The sequence below is a fragment of the Streptomyces sp. NPDC050211 genome (assembly GCF_040656035.1).
In the GTDB taxonomy this organism is placed as follows: Bacteria; Actinomycetota; Actinomycetes; order Streptomycetales; family Streptomycetaceae; genus Streptomyces.
The window spans coordinates 117,239-133,654 of sequence record NZ_JBFALC010000005.1; the positions used below are offsets into that span (position 1 = coordinate 117,239).

A 16,416-nucleotide genomic window follows, 5' to 3' on the forward strand; every position below is an offset into this window, starting at 1 on the left:
CCGATGTCTTTCCGCACCACCCCATCCGTCGACTACGTCGAGGACGTCTCGCCGGGCAGCGGTGCCCTGCCGCCCCGCGCCTGGTACGCGGCCTCCGACGCCACGTCGCTCTCCCTCAACGGCAGCTGGCGCTTCCGCCTGTCCGCGACGGCGGACGCCGAGAACGGCTCCTTCGCGGAGGAGGGGTACGACACCGGGGACTGGGCCGAGGTCACGGTCCCCGGGCACTGGGTCCTCCAGGGCGACGGGGCGTTCGGTTCGCCCATTTATACGAACCACCTGTACCCCTTCCCGGTGGATCCGCCGCACGTCCCGACCGAGAATCCGACCGGCGACCACCTCCGCGTCTTCGACCTGCCGGCCGACTGGCCCGGCGACGGCGGCGCCGTCCTGCGTTTCGACGGTGTCGAGTCCTGCGCCCGCGTCTGGCTGAACGGCACGGAGCTCGGCGAGTTCAAGGGCTCCCGGCTGCCGCACGAGTTCGCGGTCGGGCCGCTGCTGAAGCCGACGGGCAACGTGCTCGCCGTCCGCGTGCACCAGTGGTCCGCGGGGTCGTATCTGGAGGACCAGGACCAGTGGTGGCTGCCGGGCATCTTCCGTGATGTCACCCTGCTGCACCGCCCGGCGGGCAGCGCGGGCGACTTCTTCGTGCAGGCCTCCTACGACCACACCACCGGCGAGGGCACCCTGCGCGTCGACTCCGACGTCGAGGGGCGGGTGTCCGTGCCCGCGCTGGACATCGATGTCGCGACCGGCGAGTCGGTGACCGTCCCCGTCGAACCGTGGTCGGCCGAGACGCCGAAGCTGTACGACGGTGAGCTGATCACAGCGGGCGAGCACGTCCCGCTGCGCATCGGTTTCCGTAACGTCGTCCTCGAAGATGGCCTGATCAAGGTCAACGGAAAACCCATCCTCTTCAAGGGCGTCAACCGGCACGAATGGCACCCCGAGAAGGGCCGCGCCCTCGACCTGGAGACCATGCGCGAGGACGTGCTGCTGATGAAGCGGCACAACCTCAACGCGGTGCGCACCTCGCACTACCCACCGCACCCGGCCTTCCTGGACCTGTGCGACGAGTACGGCCTCTGGGTCATCGACGAGTGCGACCTCGAGACGCACGGCTTCACCGAGCAGGCCTGGCGCGACAATCCCGTGGACGACGACCGCTGGACGCCGGCCCTGCTCGACCGCGCCGCCCGTATGGTCGAACGCGACAAGAACCACCCGTCCGTCGTCATCTGGTCCCTCGGCAACGAGGCCGGCACCGGCCGCGGGCTGACCGCGATGGCCGAGTGGATCCACGGCCGGGACGACTCGCGGCTCGTGCACTACGAGGGCGACATCGACTGCCGTGACACCGACATGTACTCGCGGATGTACGCGGGTCATGAGGAGGTCGAGCGGATCGGTGCCGGGCTGGACGGCGGCACCCACAGGCGACGCCAACTGCCCTTCATCCTCTGCGAGTACGGCCACGCCATGGGCAACGGCCCCGGCGGCATCGCCGACTACCAGCGGATCTTCGAGTCGTACGACCGGCTCCAGGGCGGCTTCATCTGGGAGTGGATCGACCACGGCATCAAGGACGCGCGGTTCGGCTTCGCGTACGGCGGCGACTTCGGCGAGGAGCTGCACGACGGGAACTTCGTCTGCGACGGGCTGATCTTCCCGGATCGCCAGCCCTCGCCGGGGCTCGTCGAGTTCAAGAAGGTGATCGAGCCCGTCCGCATCGAGGGCGACGGCGCGGACGGGACCGTACGGATCACGAACGCGTACGACTTCGCCGACCTCTCGGCGCTGGCCTTCGAGTGGTCGTACCAGGTGGACGGCGAGACGGTCGAGGCGGGCAGCCTGTCCGTGCCCGCGCTGGCGCCGGGCGAGTCGGCGGAGGTGAAGCTGCCGGCGCCGCCTCCGGCGGACGGGCGTGGGGCCGAGACGCAGTGGACAGTACGGGCGCTGCTGGCGGAGGACACCGCGTGGGGGAAGAAGGACCACGAGGTGGCCTGGGCTCAACTGCCGGTCGCTGGCCGGTCGTTGCCGTCCGTCGTGGCAAGCGACACTCCCTCCGCGAGCGAGCGGCTGATCTATGTCGGCCCGGCGTCCTTCGACGTACGCACCGGTGCGCTGAAGACGATCGGCAGGCTGGACGTGACGGACCTCCGTCTCGACGTCTGGCGTGCGCCGACCGACAACGACGAGGGTGCCTCCTGGCAGGACGACGTCCGCTGGGCGCACATGTGGCGCAAGTACGGCCTGCACCGCATGCGGCACCGCCTGGACGGCGTCGAGTTGAATGATGACGCGTTGACCGTACGGACCCGGGTGGCGCCCGCCGCCTGGGAGGTGGGCCTGCGCACGGTGTACCGGTGGACGTCCGACGGCACGCGGCTGAAGCTGACCGTGTCCGTGGCGCCCGAGGGCGACTGGACGGTGCCGTTGCCGCGGCTGGGCATTCGCTTCGGGCTCGCGCAAGCGGACCAGGTGAAGTGGTTCGGTGGCGGTCCCGGCGAGGCATACCCGGACACCAAGTCGGCCTCGATGCTGGGCCTTTGGCACTCCTCCGTGGACGAGCTGCAGACGCCGTACGTGCGTCCGCAGGAGAACGGCGCCCGGGCCGATGTCCGCTGGGCGGAGCTCGGCGGGCTGCGGATCGAGGGCGACCCGGAGTTCTGGTTCAGCGCGCGCCGCTGGACGAACGAGCAGCTGGACGCGGCCCAGCACCTCACCGATCTCAACCCCAGTGACACGGTGTGGGTCAACCTCGACCACGGGCAGCACGGCATCGGCTCCCAGTCGTGCGGACCCGGCCCGCTGCCGCGGTACTTCCTGCGGCCTGAGCCGGCGGAGTTCTCGTTCGTGTTCTCGGTGGCCGACCCTCGGTGATCGATTAGTCCACGGGGGGTATAATTTTATACAGTGACCGTCTCATCGAATTCCGCGGCCGGCCTTGATGCGCCCGCGGCCGGGGGCCCCACCACCCCGCCCGGCCGCAACTCGTGTTCGAGGCAAGGGAGTTCACGAACTTGAGCGGAAGCATCGAGGTCCGCGGTCTGTCCCGCACCTTCCACACCACCGTCCGCCGCCCGGGCTTCACCGGCGCGCTGCGATCCCTGGTCGACCCGGAGCGGGTCGCCAAGCACGCCGTCCAGGACATCACCTTCGACGTGGCGCCCGGCGAACTCCTCGCCCTGCTCGGCCCGAACGGCGCGGGCAAGTCGACCACCATCAAGATGCTCACCGGCATCCTCACGCCGACGTCCGGCGAGTGCCGGGTCACGGGCGTGGTGCCGTACAAGGAGCGGGAGCGCAACGCCCGCAACATCGGCGCGGTGTTCGGGCAGCGCACCCAGCTGTGGTGGGACCTGCCGGTGCGTGAGTCGTTCTCGATCCTGCGGGACATCTACGAGGTGCCCAGGGCCGAACACGCCACCCGGCTCGGCGAGTTCGACGAACTGCTGGACCTCTCCTCCTTCTGGGACACCCGGGTGCGCCACCTCTCGCTCGGCCAGCGTGTGCGCTCCGACCTCGCGGCGGCCCTGCTGCACGACCCGCCGGTCGTCTTCCTGGACGAGCCGACCATCGGCATGGACGTGGTGGTCAAGGAGCAGGTGCGGGAGTTCCTCCGGCACCAGGTCGAACAGCGCGGCCGTACGGTCCTGTTGACCACACACGACATGACGGAGGTCGAGCGGCTCGCCGAGCGGGTCGTCCTGATCAACCACGGCCGGCTCGTCCTGGACGGCGGCCTGGACGAGATCCGCCGCAAGTTCGGCTCGACCTGGCAGGTGCGGGCGACCCTCGCCGACGCGCACACCGACGTCGTACCACTGCCGGGCATCGCACTGCTGCGGCAGGACGGCCCGCAGGTCGTCTTCGGGCCGGACGGACCGGACGCGCCCACGGTGCACCAGGCATTGAAGACGGTCATCGAGCGGTACGAGGTGACGGGCGTCGCCATCGACGAAGCGGACCTGGAAGACGTGATGCGGGCCGCGTACGTCCACGCCGAGGCGGTCTGACGTGGCCGTTCTGCACGCCTGGCGCGCTGCCCGCGTCACCCCCCTCGGCGAGCTGCACACCCCGCCCCGGATGACGGCCGTGCTGATCCGGCTGGCCGTGCAGGTGGTGCTCGTGGCGTCGCTGTGGCACGGCCTGTACTCCCACACCGGCACCACCGCCGGACTGGACGAGAGCCAGGCGGTCACGTATGCCGTGCTGGCCGTACTCGCTTCCCGGCTGCGGGAGTTGGACCAGTACGCGGGCCGGGACACCGTGCTGCAGCACATGCACTTCGGCACCATCGTCTACTGGTACCTGCGCCCGCTGCCGCCCCAGCGGTACTACGCCCTGCGTGCCCTCGGTGAGCAGCTGTACGGGCTGGCGTGGGCGCTGGGCGGATTCGCGGTCTGCCTGGCGTTCGGGGTGGTCGAACCGCCCCGGTCGGCCGCCGTGGCAGGGGTGTTCGCGGTCAGTCTGCTGCTCGGCCAGTGGGTGCTGTACTACGTGATGCTCGTCCTGGACCAGATGTGCTTCTTCACCATCCGCAACAACTCCGCGATGCTCATCCTGATCTTCGCGCAGAACCTGCTGTCCGGGGTCTACGCGCCGCTGTGGTTCTTCCCGGACTGGTTCCTCACGCTGAGCGGTTTCCTGCCGTTCCAGGCGACGCTGAGCGTGCCGCTGTCGATCTACATCGGGCGGATCCAACTGGCCGACGCGGGCGTCCAGTTGACCATTCAGGCGGCCTGGGTCGTCTTGCTGGCGCTGTTCACCCGGTGGGTGTGGCGGCAGGCCGCGGCGCGCGTGATCTCGCAGGGAGGCTGAGATGTCGTTGAAGGCTCTGCGCATCGTGTGGCGTATCTCGCTGCTCAACATCCGTGCCGCGATGGAGTACCGCACCGAGTTCCTGCTGAACATCGCGGTCGGCGCGATCTGGCAGGTGTCGGTGATCGTGTTCGCGACGGTGCTGCTGGCGCGGTTCACCGGGATGGGCGGCTGGGACAGCTCGGACGTGCTGCTGATCCCGGCGATCCGGATGCTCGCGCACGGGCTGTTCGTCCTGGTCCTTGGACGACTGCACTTCATCGGCCGGCAGGTCCAGGAAGGCATGATCGACGTCTATCTGACCCGCCCCATGCCGGTGTACCGCCAGGTCCAGCTCGCCTACTTCCCGACCAACGCGATCGGTGACCTGACCGTCGCGACGGGCCTGATGGTGGGCGCGCTCAGCCGCAGTCACCTGGACTGGACGGCGGGCCGGATCTCGTACCTGATCGCGGCCGTCATCGGCGGCATGCTCCTGGAGGCGGCCCTGTTCGCGGTCATGGCCTGTGCCGCGCTGCGCTTCCCGGCCGCCGACTACTGGAGCCGCTGGCTGGAGGAACTCCTCGGCACCTTCGGCAGCTACCCCCTGAACGTCCTGCCGAAGGCGGTGGGCGGCTTCCTGACGTACGGCCTCCCGCTCGCCTTCGTCGCCTACTTCCCGGCCGCCGTCCTCACCGGCCACGGCCACAGCACCGGCGTCCCGTACTGGCTGGCGGCGGCCTCCCCGCTGCTGGGCGTCCTGGCGTATCTCGCGACCCGCCTGCTGTGGCGGTGGAGCCTGCGGCACTATGCGGGCGTGAACGGATGACCGATGCCGCCGGCCGTGGCTCAACCGGCCCGGTAGGCCCGTAGGAACGCCGCGACCCCGCGCGTGACCATGCGATCGACCTCCCCCTTCGGGAGGGGCCGCACGCCGTAGTGGGACTGCTGGACGACGGAGTGCGAGATCAGCGCCATGAAATGGACTCCGGCCATGGGCGCGTCGCCGTGCAGGTCGAGCAGTCCGGCCTTCTCCAGGCCGGTCATCGCGTCGGCCATCCCCCGCTGGACCTGGGCCGGTCCCGTGTCCTGCCACGCCTGGAGCACCTCGGGCGGCACATGGTCGGCCTCGGCGTGGATGTGGCGGACCAGGGCGAAGTGGTTGGGGAACTCGGTCATGAGGGCGACGAAGGCCCGCGCCAGGGCCACCAGGTCGCGCTCCAGGTCCTCCGGGCGGGGCGGCCGCTCGGGGTCCAGCAGGGCGTGCAGCCGGGCGAGTTGAGCGTCGCGCACGTCGGCCGACGTCCAGGTGACGACCGTACGGAACAGCTCGGCCTTGCCGCCCGGGAAGTGGTTGTAGAGCGTGCGGGTGGAGACGCCGGCCTCGGCGGCGAGCGTGTCGACCGAGGCGCGCGCGTAGCCCTCGCGGCCGAAGACCTCGCAGGACGCGCTCGCGATGGCCATCTGCTTCTCCAGCTTGCGCGGTGACACCTCGCGCCGCGCCTGCTCCACCCGAGCCTCGTTGCTGCTGCCCACACTCGCCTCCTCACGACCCCTGAAGTACAACACCCATTGTAATTCTTACAACGGTCGTTGTACTTTTCTCGCACGGGCGCGGCCGTACCGCGGCGCCCGAGCCATTGACGAGGGGATACTTCCATGCCTGCCACCGAGACCACGTCCACCGCCGCCCCCGGGAACACCACGGACGCGCCGCTGCGCCTCGCCGTCATCGTCGGCAGCGTCCGCGAAGGCCGCCGGGGCCCCGCAGTCGCCGACTGGTTCCGGACGACCGCCGAGAGTTACGACGGGCTCGAACTGGACGTCATCGACCTCGCGGACGTCCCACTGCCCCTGGTCATGCCCGACTGGGGCGGCACCCCGCGCGAGGAGGCCGTCGCCGCGCTGGCGGACGTCACCCCGCGCATCACCGCCGCCGACGCCTTCGTCATCGTCACCGCCGAGTACAACCACAGCTTCCCGGCCGCGCTGAAGAACTTCATCGACTGGCACTACGAACAGTGGCGCGCGAAGCCCGTCGGCTTCGTCTCCTACGGCGGACTGGGCGGCGGCCTGCGCGCGGTCGAGCAACTCCGGCTGGTCTTCGCCGAGTTGCACGCGATGACGGTGCGCGACTCGGTCAGCTTGCACTGGCCGTGGTCGGGCCTCGCAGAGGACGGCACCCCGCTCGACGCGGCCGTCTGCGAGGGCGCGGCCAAGGGCATGATCGGTCAACTCGCCTGGTGGGGGCGGGTGTTGCGGGAGGCGCGCGCGACCCGCCCGTACGAGGGCTGAGGGCGGCCGGACGATGTCCACCACCCGGACGCCGCAGGCTCCGGCGGAGCCGGCTCCCGCGTCCGCCGCACTGCACCGCACGATCGCCGTCGTGATCATCGGCGCTGTGATGACGGTGCTCGACATGACGATCGTGAACGTCGCGCTGCGCAGACTCTCCGAGGAGTTCCACGCCCCGCTGGAGACGATCCAGTGGACCGCCACCGCGTACTCCCTCGCACTCGCCGCGGTCATCCCGACCGCGGCCTGGGCAATGGGCCGGTTCGGCGAGAAACGCACGTACCTCACTGCGCTGGTGCTGTTCACCCTCGGCTCGCTGCTCGCCGCGTGCGCCTGGGACGCGGGCAGTCTGATCGCGTTCCGGGCCGTGCAAGGCCTCGGCGGTGGGCTGATCATGCCGGTCGGCATGGCGATGGTGATGCGCACCGCCGAACGTGAACGGATGGGACGGGCCATGGCGTTGCTCGGACTGCCCATCCTGGTCGGCCCGGTCGCCGGGCCGGTGCTCGGCGGCTGGCTGATCGACATCGCGTCCTGGCAGTGGATCTTCCTCGTGAATCTGCCCGTGGGCGCGATCGCGTTGGCCCTCGCGGTGAAGCTGCTACGACCGGACGCGCCCCGCGGACCGGCCCCGGCGCCGCGGCTCGACGTCCCGGGCCTGCTGATGCTCTCGCCAGGCCTGGCGCTGCTGCTGTTCGGGCTGGCGCGGGGCGGCGAGCGCGGCGACTTCACGGCGGCGGGCGCACTGCTGCCCACGGTCGCCGGCGCGGTGCTCGTCGCCGCCTTCGTCCGGCGGGCTCTGACGACCCATGACCCGCTGCTGGATCTACGGCTGCTGCGGGACCGTACCTTCGCCGTCGGCATCGGCACGCTCGCGCTGTTCACCTGCGGCTACTTCGGGTCGATGCTGCTGGCGCCGATGTACTGGCAGCAGGTGCGGGACACGAGCGCGACCGCGGCCGGGCTGCTCGGCGCACCGGTCGGGCTCGCCGTCGGCGTGACGATGCAGCTGGCCGCCCGCCGCATCGACCAGGTGTCCCCACGCCGGCTGATCCCGGCCGGGACCGCGGTGGGCGCGCTCGGCATGGCGCTGCTGGCGCTCCAGACGGGCGTCGAGGGCGTGGCGCCCTGGCGGGTGGTGGCAGCGTCGGTGGTGATGGGCATCGGCGCGGGCATGGTGCTGTTGCCGACGATGACGACCGCGACCCGTGAGCTGCCGAAGGACCGCATGGCCGCGGCGAGTACGACACTGAGCATCAACTCGCAGGTGTGGGCATCGGTGGGCACGGCGCTGATCTCGGTGGTCCTGGGATCGGCGGGCACGGACCCGTCGGGCTTCCGCATCACGTTCGCGGTGGCGGCGACCCTGCTGGGGCTGGCACTGCTGCCCGCCTTGCTGTTGCCGGGCGGACGGCCGGAGCGGGCGTGAAGGTCAACCCTTGCCCGACCGCCGTATCGGCGTGAACAGGGCGGCGACCGCGATCAATACGCAGCAGCAGCCCGCGACGAGCGCCGTGCCCTCGCGTTCCGCGGCCGATTCGCGGTGGCGGCGACCCTCCTTGGGCTGGCACTGCTGCCCGCCATGTCGCTGCCGGGCCGACCGCCGGAGCAGGCCGGCATGTCACCCGGCGCGTGATCGCCGTATCGGCGTGAACAGCGCGGCGACCGCGATCAGTACGCAGCAGCCGCCCGCGACGAGCGCGACGGGCGCCGTGCCTTGGCGTTCCGCGGCCCAGGTGAGGACGGCGGCGCCGACCGGGGCCGCCGAGTACTGGAGGGTCCAGAAGGCCGAGGTGACCCGGCCCAGCAGGGGCTCGGGGGTGACTTCCTGGCGCAGGGACATCGAGCAGGTGCCCGCGACGGCGACACACGCCAGGAAGGCCGCGGCGAGGACGGCCACGACAGGGACGTCCTGCGCCCGGCCCAGCCCGGCGAAGGCGAGTCCGCAGACCGCGACCGCGCCCGTCCAGGTCGGCCCGAAGCCGAGCCGACGGCGGATCCTGGCCACGAGCAGGGAACCGGCGATGGTGCCGAGCGCGCCGCCCGCCATCACGGTGCCGACGGTGCCGTCGTCATGGCCGAGATCGTGCTTGAGGTGGTAGATCACCAGGTCGTTCAGGCCGAGGGTGAAGAAGCTGAACAGGCACAGCAGGACGGTCAGCGACCGCAGCACCGGATGGCCGTAGAGGAAGGCGACCCCGGCGCGAAGGTCGTTCCACAGCCCGGTGCCCTGCTTCGGCCGGTCGTCGTCACCCGGGCGCCCCCGGAACCGTACGACAACCAGACAGGCCGCCGACACCCCGAAGCTGGCCGCGTCCACGCCTACAGCGGTGGCGGGCCCGGACCAGGCGGCGACAAGGCCCGCGCACAGCGGCCCCAGAACCCCGGCCGCGGCGGCGGTCGCGTTCAACCGGCCGTTGGCCTCGGTGAGTTGCTCGGTACCGACCAGACTGCGCACGACGGTGACATAGCCGACGGCGAACAGCATCCCGACCGCCTCGCACAGCGGCAGCACCACATACAGCAGCCAGATCTGCGGTCCGAAGAGCCACACCACCGGGATCACCCCGTACAGCACCATCCGCACGAGATCGCAGCCGATCAGCAACTTCCGCCGGTCGACCCGGTCCACCACGGCCCCCGCAAACACCGCCGCCACAACCGAGGCCGCCCCACCCACCGCCGTCAGCAGCCCCATCGCGGCGAGCGAACCGGTGGCCTGGAGGATCAGCAGCGGCAGCGCGATCAGCGCGAAGGAATCACCGAGGACGGACAGAGTCTGCGCCACCCAGAAAACCCCGAAGTCCCGGCTGCGCCACAGCGGACGCCCCCCGACGCCGGCCAACTCCGGCTTACGGCTCCCTGATTCCCCCTTGCGCCGCGCGTCGTACGTCAAGCCGCCCTCCCCCTGAGACTCCGGCAACTTTACGTCGTACCGCTACGGCCGTTCAGGCACCGACCAGTTCGGCCTACTGGTCGGCGAGGGCGGGATGGGCTGGGGGACGGGGCCGAGGCGGCCGTTGTGGGGCATCCAGTTCGTCCGCTGCGTCCTGGAGAATGCCGGGGGTAGTGCTGGGAGGCACGCCGGCCCGACATCGCCTCCTATACCGTCCACGGGGTCGGCGAAACGGGGCGACGCTGCCAGACGCCACGCGGACACCCTCCGGTTCGTGTTGTCCGAGGCCGGACCCGCAGGCCTTGAGTTCCATCAGCTGGTACGCGCCAGCGACCTGCCCCAAGCCAGGTCCGCTCCGGGCTCGCCGCCCCGTAGGACCAGGCCACGGAGAAGGGCTGGCCACCGCTGGTCTGGACGCGGCAGGCGGGCTACCAACTCGGGGCAGACCGGGCAGTGCTGGAGGCATACGAACGGGCGGTGGTCAGGGAGAAGCTGACCGAGTTCCGCCGGTATCGAGCCAAGAGCCCATCCCAAAGGGGAACACCAAACCTGCCCCAGCCCTCCCGCCGCAGGCTCAGAGGGCGTTAAGTCCGACCTTCCTCGGTCCGTGATCGCTCGTTCATGGCACTGAGCCTCTTCAGCGTTGCCGCTCCAGTGTGAGGATGGCCTTGGCGATTGACGTCATTCGATTCGGGCTGCATCGGGACCTGCGGAAGATGCGCCAGGACTTCAGGCGGGCAACGCCGCGCTCGACCGGCGCTCGTGCAGCGGCAAATGCCCAGTTGAGGGTCTTTTCGGTGGGAGTGAGTACCTGCAGAGGCTTGCGTTTGATGCCGGTGGTCAGCCACGGGCCAGCACCCTGGTAGGCGAGATCGGCCAGGATAGGAACGCCTTGGCGCTCGCAGATCCGGATGATCCAGTGGGTGCGAGTGGCGGTCAGGTCGTGAGTGCGGCCCGGCAGGGCAGGTGAGAGCCACAGCAGCCGGCCGCCGGGGTCGGTGACGACCTGCACGTTCACGCCGTGGCGCCGGTGTTTGTGGGAGTAGTCGCCCCGTCCGTCGCCGACTCGGTCGCACTCGGTGAGCGTGCCGTCCAGCAGGACGAAGTCCGCGTCGCTCTCGCGCAGAACCTTGAGCAGACCCGGTGCTCGTTCGGCGAGCAGGTGGACGACCGCACTGGTGTAGGCGTGGGCGGTGGACTCGCAGATCCCGAACCCGGCAGCGATCTTCGCCAGGGTGGTGTGTTCGCGCAGGTACACCAGTGCCACCATCGCGCGCTGAGACGGGCGCAGCTTGCAGCGCCGGTCGCCCTCACGGATGACGACGAGCATGGTCACCCACTCCACGAGCGCATGCGGCAGGATGGATGACCAACGAGGCCCCCGAGCAATGTGGTTGAGACGTCAGACATCTCGATCAACAGCCCGGGGGCCTCGCTCGTTGCGCTTCGCTGGCCACCACCTGATCGATGACTAACTCGAAGAAGCTCAACGGGCGTCGAGAACCACGATGATCTTCCGAACAGGTCATGCCCGCTTTGCTGTCCGCTCTCAAGGTGCGTCGGATCCCCTCAACCCAGACGCCTGCCTCGACTTTGCCGACACCCTGCATCCGGCAAGAAGTCAGCCATCACACCGCGATGGGCGAAGAAGGACCGGCTCAACCATGTCGGCTACCTATGGGCCTTCGCCTCACTCCGAGCATCCGCCGGAGCCAACGACCACTACCGGCGACGACGCGAGCACGGCGACTGGCACACCGCCGCCCAGCGCAACCTCTTCAATCACATGATCGGACAGCTCCACCACTGCCTGCAGCACCGCAAGCTGTTCGACGAACACACCGCGTTTCCCACCGAACTGCCGCCGCAGCTTGACTCGTTGGCATCGTGAGGTGTCTGCCTTCATGCCCGCGGCCAGTGGCGATCGCCCGATCGAGACTCCCGATCGACGCACATCCCTCAAGATCGGAACGACAACAGCCACTGAAGTGTCTCAACCGTGCCGGAAAGTATCAGCCCATGGCGGGTGCGGAACCGTACAGATGCTGTCGGTGCCACTCCGGGTGCTCGGGCCTGTGGTCAGGATCGGTTCGGGCGCCAGGCCGGACGGGTTGCATGACTACGGGCCCACCTGGACTAGGAGACGGAATCGCATCCGTCCGTGATGCCGTCGTGGACATTGCAGACCTTGAAGCGGATGTCACGCACGTCATTGAACTTGAGCTCGTAGTCGGTCTCGAACTCGTCCCCGTAGGAGGGCGGCTTCTTCCAGCCGATCGTGGTCCACGATCCGTTCTGCCACTTCTTGCCGGAGTACAGGAGGACGGCGCTGTCGATCCAGCTGTCACAGTTCGCCCACGGGGCGACTGTGATCACCCCGTCGGTGTCGTACTTCGGGTAGCCGCCAGCCGACCCGTCAGCCGTCCACTCGTACCACCCATCGGCGTCGTAGCAGTCCCCGTAGGTGATACCCCACACCTGGTATGTCGCCCGTGCGGTGGCTGCCGACGGAGTGAGCGCCAGAGCCGTGGCCGACGCCAGGATGGCGAGTCCGTACGCCACCGTTTTTCCTCTTGTCATTGTCTGCCTGCCTCTTGTCGCGGGAGGGTTTCGAGTACGTCAGCGCCGCACCGAGGGACTACTTGCTTCTTCGGCTGGCTGACGTTCGCATTGGATGTTTGATGAGCAGGCTCCCGGACTCAAGGCTTCGTCTGTGTCCCGGACAGGCGGATCCTGTCCGGGCTGGTCAGGCCTTGTCCGGATCGCATCCCGGACAGCGGGGCATGGCGGAACCCGCCGTTGTCCCTTCTGTCAAAGCCGCAGCAAGATGACGTTCATGGGGAACCTGGGTGAGTTGGCGCCGCACGAAGCCCGGGACGCTGCCGGTTTCATCGAGTCGATGCAGCAGCTCAAGGAGCGTTCAGGGCTGACGTATCGCAAATTGGAGGAGCGGGCCGCCCGAAGCGGTGACGTGCTGGCGCGCAGCACGCTGGCCGACGTACTTCGACGGCGGACCCTGCCGCGGCCGGACGTGCTGGCCGCGTTCGTCCGCGCCTGCGGGGACGGGCATTGGGTCGGTGCCTGGCTGGACGCCAGGGACCGAGTCCGGCGAGGGTTGGCCGAGGAACTCGTCAGCGTCCCCGGCCCGACCCTGCAACGCTTGCATCAGCAGATGCTGACCAGTGACCCCGCGCTCGGCTTCGCTGCCCCGGCCGCCACTGTGTTCACGGTCCGGCCGGTACAGGTTCCGGTACCGCGCCAGCTGCCGGCGCCGCCAGGCTCGTTCGTAGGCCGGGACGGTGAACTGGCCGCCCTGGACAGCATGCTGAAGCAACGATCTGACGACAACAGCGTGTTGGTCATCTGCGTCATCGGGGGTGCTGGCGGTATCGGCCAGACCTGGCTGGCGCTGCGCTGGGCGCACCAGCGCCTGGATGACTTTCCCGATTGAGGTTCCCCCAAAGATGCGGAGTGAATTGACAGAGAGTCAGATGGGACTCATGAGAGGAACATCGACCATGGCTGCCCCCAGTCCTGGAAATGACCGTTGCTGTGTGACGTGCGTCCGACAAGGATGTCGGGCATGGGGGATCAGACGGACAGGGCGCTGCAAGAGGTTGGGGACGCTGCGGAATTCGTTGCTCTGCTGCGGCGGCTGAAGAAGCAGTCGGGGCTCTCTTACCGGCAGTTGGAAGAGCGTGCGGCCGAGCGCGGTGAGGTGCTGCCGCGCAGCACTCTGGCCGACGTGCTGCGCCACGATGCCCTACCGCGACCGGAGATGTTGGAGGCGTTCCTCCTTGCCTGTGGGGAGGAGCGGAACACCGAGGCATGGGCGCAGGCTCGGCAGCGGATCGCCGCGACAGGCGTCAATCCCCGCACGGAAAAGGAAAACAGCGAAGGCCCTGGAGAACGCCCGGCTTACGGGCGGCTTGGTGGCTCACCATTGCCCGAAGCCGAGCCGCTGCCCGCCCCGGTCCTGCAGGCCCGTGACAGCCAGGAGAGCTGGTCTGTGCGAGCCGGCGGGTCTTGGCCGTCACGTCTCGGCTTCGGGCTGTTCGGCTCACCGAAACGGTTGCTCGGTACGGCGCTCATATCGGTGGTCCTGGTGGGCGGCGGGTACTTCATGCTGGCGGCCGTGGACGACGACAAGGACGACCTGGCGTCACCGATGGCGGGCACGTACCGGATCCGCTCGCTGATGTCGTCGCTGTGCCTGTCCGAACACGACGGCGAGGAGAGGGGATACGTCTCTCAGGTGGACTGCGGCAGCAGCCTGACCTACGCCCTGGAGGAGAAGGGGAACGGGGTGTACCGGATCCGTTCCCTGCACCCGGTCTTCGGCTACGGCTGTCTGGGCGTGGACACCGGCAGCAGGAGGAGGGGGGCGCGGATTCAGCACGACTACTGTGGGCACCGCGGCGCCTCCGAGCAGTTCCGCCTGAACCGAGCTGGAGCCGACGGCTACCGCCTGGTGCCGCTGCACACCAACGCCTGTGTCTCGGTGCCCAGCGGTACCAAGGACGTCGGGGCCCCGCTCCTGCAGCTTCCTTGCGGCTCCGGCAACACAGGGCAGGTCTTCCGTCTCGACCCGGTGCCTTCACCGAGTGCGATACCGGACATCACCAGCAACGAATATTGAGCTTCTTCGAGTTAGTCATCGATCAGGTGGTGGCCAGCGGAGCGCAACGAGCGAGGCCCCCGGGCTGTTGATCGAGATGTCTGACGTCTCAACCACATTGCTCGGGGGCCTCGTTGGTCATCCATCCTGCCGCACTCGACCTGCCGCATGCGCTTCCCGCGTTGAGGTGCGGAGATCCCGGTGAACCTTCGTACGCCAGCATCGTCGTTCTGGGTGGTCTGAGCGGGTTCCCAGGCGGAGCAGACGGCCCCCGCAAGGCCAGCGGCGCGGGTGGGGCGTACAGGGCTTCCTCTCGAAGATCAAGCTCAGCAGGGCCAGACGATGCCCCTGAGCCTCACGTTCCCCGAGTAGATCCAGCCAAGGGTCCAGTTCGGATAGGCGCTGACGTAGTACCAGGTGTTGCCGTAATCGTTCTTGTAGTAGCAGTAGATGGTCATCGTCCAGCCCTGCTGCAGGGTAGCCCTCGTGCCGCAGTCGGCGTAGGGCCCCGGCCGCAGCGGGGCGGTCGGCTCTTTGACTTCACCCCAGGTCGCGTCGTACGCGTCGGGGTCCGGTGACCAAGTCGAAGGACAAGCCAGAGCGGTTGCTCCTGCCGTGGCCGGAGTGGGCTGGGCGGGTGCGGCAGGCGCCGCCTGGGCAGGAACGGCCATCGCGCTGAGAGCAAGCGTGCTCCCGAGAGCGGCGGTCACGAGGATGCGACGGAAACGCATATGCAGGCTCCTCCAGGGAAGTGGACGTCCGAGCACCGACAAAACTCGCCTCTACAAGGGCGGATTGCGCTGACGGGCCGAGGACGGGATTGGTAGTCGACGACTGCCGTACGACCCATCGATCAACAACGAGCCTGGTGGCGACACCAAGACGAATCAATAGCGGGCCGCTGTCCCGGACAGGCCGACCGCTGTCCGGCCTGGTCCCCCGCTTGTCCGGATTCTTGTCCGGCGGCAGTGTCGGCCTCGCATAGTGCGCCGACGAACTGCTGTCCACTGCTGGATGCATCACATGGAAGAGGCGGTGCTGTATGCGGGCCGACACCCAAACGCGTCGACAAGCTCGTGCTGATCACGCCGAGCGTCAATGCCGTCTGCGCTCCCGAGGCAGTTGACGCGTCCCCAAATTGGGAACCGGCCGCGACGCGAGCCTCGCCGGACTAGCGGCGGCCGCCCGGCCCGCTGACCCGCTCCAGGCATTCCGTCACCTCACGAACTGCATTTCGTCGGTTCCTCGGAGTGGGTGACCATGCTCATCGTCACCCGCGAAGGTGACCGCCGCTGCGAGCTCCCGCCGCACCAGCGTGCGCTGGCCGGCCTGGTGTACCTGCGGCGGCATGACACCCTCGCTCAGATCGCCGTCGGCTTCGGTATCTCGGTGGGTACCGCCCACGCCTACACCACCGCGGTGATCAGCCTGCTCGCCGAGCGTGCACCGGGCCTGCTCAAGGTGTTGCGCGAGAGCGATCCCGACTACGTCCTGCTCGACGGCACTCTTGCGGAGTGCGACCGGGTCGGCGACAGCCGGGCCGACTTCTCCCACAAGCACCGTCGACACGGGGTGAACGTGCAGGTGGTGACCGACCCTGCCGGGCGGCTGCTGTGGATCTCGCCCGCCCTGCCCGGCCACGCGCACGACCTCACCGCGGCCCGTGCCCACCGGATCTTCCGGATCTGCGAACGCCAGGGCATCCCGGTCTCGCCGACCGTGCATACATGGGAGCCGGCCCGTGAGCGCCAACTCCGAGATTCTGTCACCGATTTGGGAGACGGCGACGCCCGTCCAGCAGCGC

General features: G+C 69.0%; 13 protein-coding genes and 3 pseudogenes. 11 read left to right on the top strand and 5 right to left on the bottom strand.

The features are described from left to right. Window positions 1-3: 3 nt before the first annotated feature. The 4 genes from AB0I98_RS07710 (at window position 4) to AB0I98_RS07725 (ending at window position 5,632) form a co-directional block, all read left to right on the top strand. On the top strand, window positions 4-2,883 hold the full coding sequence (locus tag AB0I98_RS07710; protein ID WP_362936783.1) for a glycoside hydrolase family 2 TIM barrel-domain containing protein: 2,880 nt from the start codon (window positions 4-6) through the stop codon (window positions 2,881-2,883). 140 nt (window positions 2,884-3,023) lie between these two features. After that, window positions 3,024-4,019, top strand: coding sequence for an ATP-binding cassette domain-containing protein (locus AB0I98_RS07715; RefSeq protein ID WP_362936786.1), 996 nt, complete (start codon window positions 3,024-3,026; stop codon window positions 4,017-4,019). A 1-nt stretch (window position 4,020) separates the two neighbouring features. Next, window positions 4,021-4,824: an ABC-2 family transporter protein gene (locus AB0I98_RS07720; RefSeq protein ID WP_362936789.1), complete on the top strand. Its 804-nt coding sequence runs from the start codon at window positions 4,021-4,023 to the stop codon at window positions 4,822-4,824. Window position 4,825: 1 nt separating this feature from the next. Then, window positions 4,826-5,632: an ABC-2 family transporter protein gene (locus AB0I98_RS07725; RefSeq protein WP_362936792.1), complete on the top strand. Its 807-nt coding sequence runs from the start codon at window positions 4,826-4,828 to the stop codon at window positions 5,630-5,632. Window positions 5,633-5,652: 20 nt separating this feature from the next. Here the strand turns inward: AB0I98_RS07725 and AB0I98_RS07730 are convergent, their stop codons facing one another. After that, window positions 5,653-6,339 (bottom strand): TetR/AcrR family transcriptional regulator, encoded by a 687-nt coding sequence (locus AB0I98_RS07730; protein WP_362936795.1) that lies wholly within the window; start codon window positions 6,337-6,339, stop codon window positions 5,653-5,655. A gap of 123 nt (window positions 6,340-6,462) precedes the next feature. Between AB0I98_RS07730 and AB0I98_RS07735 the strand changes: the two genes are divergently transcribed. Then, window positions 6,463-7,098, top strand: coding sequence for an NAD(P)H-dependent oxidoreductase (locus AB0I98_RS07735; protein ID WP_362936798.1), 636 nt, complete (start codon window positions 6,463-6,465; stop codon window positions 7,096-7,098). A 13-nt stretch (window positions 7,099-7,111) separates the two neighbouring features. Continuing rightward, window positions 7,112-8,527 (top strand): DHA2 family efflux MFS transporter permease subunit, encoded by a 1,416-nt coding sequence (locus AB0I98_RS07740; protein WP_362936801.1) that lies wholly within the window; start codon window positions 7,112-7,114, stop codon window positions 8,525-8,527. Between the two features lie 192 nt (window positions 8,528-8,719). Here the strand turns inward: AB0I98_RS07740 and AB0I98_RS07745 are convergent, their stop codons facing one another. Next, the gene (locus tag AB0I98_RS07745) at window positions 8,720-9,943 is read right to left on the bottom strand and encodes an MFS transporter (RefSeq protein ID WP_362937154.1); all 1,224 of its coding nucleotides are present in this window, start codon (window positions 9,941-9,943) and stop codon (window positions 8,720-8,722) included. Between the two features lie 259 nt (window positions 9,944-10,202). On the opposite strand from AB0I98_RS07745, the pseudogene AB0I98_RS07750 reads away from it, so the two are divergent. After that, window positions 10,203-10,507: pseudogene (locus tag AB0I98_RS07750) on the top strand (RacP protein); the annotation flags it as partial. A gap of 124 nt (window positions 10,508-10,631) precedes the next feature. Here the strand turns inward: AB0I98_RS07750 and AB0I98_RS07755 are convergent. Next, entirely contained in the window at window positions 10,632-11,324 is a 693-nt protein-coding gene (locus AB0I98_RS07755; protein WP_362936804.1) for a transposase family protein, read from the bottom strand. A 276-nt stretch (window positions 11,325-11,600) separates the two neighbouring features. On the opposite strand from AB0I98_RS07755, the pseudogene AB0I98_RS07760 reads away from it, so the two are divergent. Further along, window positions 11,601-11,885 (top strand): annotated as a pseudogene (locus AB0I98_RS07760) (IS110 family transposase); the annotation flags it as partial. Between the two features lie 245 nt (window positions 11,886-12,130). Here AB0I98_RS07760 and AB0I98_RS07765 read toward each other — a convergent pair. Beyond that, complete coding sequence (locus tag AB0I98_RS07765; RefSeq protein WP_362936807.1) at window positions 12,131-12,556, bottom strand: hypothetical protein; 426 nt, start codon at window positions 12,554-12,556, stop codon at window positions 12,131-12,133. A 274-nt stretch (window positions 12,557-12,830) separates the two neighbouring features. Between AB0I98_RS07765 and AB0I98_RS07770 the strand changes: the two genes are divergently transcribed. Together AB0I98_RS07770 and AB0I98_RS07775 are read left to right on the top strand one after the other, a co-directional pair. Further along, window positions 12,831-13,445 (top strand): helix-turn-helix transcriptional regulator, encoded by a 615-nt coding sequence (locus AB0I98_RS07770; RefSeq protein WP_362936810.1) that lies wholly within the window; start codon window positions 12,831-12,833, stop codon window positions 13,443-13,445. Window positions 13,446-13,577: 132 nt separating this feature from the next. Continuing rightward, complete coding sequence (locus AB0I98_RS07775) at window positions 13,578-14,633, top strand: RICIN domain-containing protein (protein ID WP_362936813.1); 1,056 nt, start codon at window positions 13,578-13,580, stop codon at window positions 14,631-14,633. A gap of 305 nt (window positions 14,634-14,938) precedes the next feature. Here AB0I98_RS07775 and AB0I98_RS07780 read toward each other — a convergent pair whose 3' ends face one another. Next, entirely contained in the window at window positions 14,939-15,343 is a 405-nt protein-coding gene (locus tag AB0I98_RS07780; protein ID WP_362936816.1) for a hypothetical protein, read from the bottom strand. A 529-nt stretch (window positions 15,344-15,872) separates the two neighbouring features. On the opposite strand from AB0I98_RS07780, the pseudogene AB0I98_RS07785 reads away from it, so the two are divergent. Next, window positions 15,873-16,351, top strand: a pseudogene (locus tag AB0I98_RS07785) (transposase family protein); the annotation flags it as partial. Window positions 16,352-16,416: the final 65 nt, after the last annotated feature.

Bases quoted from the DNA above. Each gene is read 5' to 3' on its own strand.
- AB0I98_RS07710 (WP_362936783.1), top strand. From the start codon at position 4: ATGTCTTTCCGCACCACCCCATCCGTCGACTACGTCGAGGACGTCTCG.
- AB0I98_RS07725 (WP_362936792.1), top strand. From the start codon at position 4,826: ATGTCGTTGAAGGCTCTGCGCATCGTGTGGCGTATCTCGCTGCTCAAC.
- AB0I98_RS07735 (WP_362936798.1), top strand. From the start codon at position 6,463: ATGCCTGCCACCGAGACCACGTCCACCGCCGCCCCCGGGAACACCACG.
- AB0I98_RS07740 (WP_362936801.1), top strand. From the start codon at position 7,112: ATGTCCACCACCCGGACGCCGCAGGCTCCGGCGGAGCCGGCTCCCGCG.
- AB0I98_RS07755 (WP_362936804.1), bottom strand. From the start codon at position 11,324: ATGCTCGTCGTCATCCGTGAGGGCGACCGGCGCTGCAAGCTGCGCCCG.
- AB0I98_RS07770 (WP_362936810.1), top strand. From the start codon at position 12,831: ATGGGGAACCTGGGTGAGTTGGCGCCGCACGAAGCCCGGGACGCTGCC.
- AB0I98_RS07775 (WP_362936813.1), top strand. From the start codon at position 13,578: ATGGGGGATCAGACGGACAGGGCGCTGCAAGAGGTTGGGGACGCTGCG.
- AB0I98_RS07780 (WP_362936816.1), bottom strand. From the start codon at position 15,343: ATGCGTTTCCGTCGCATCCTCGTGACCGCCGCTCTCGGGAGCACGCTT.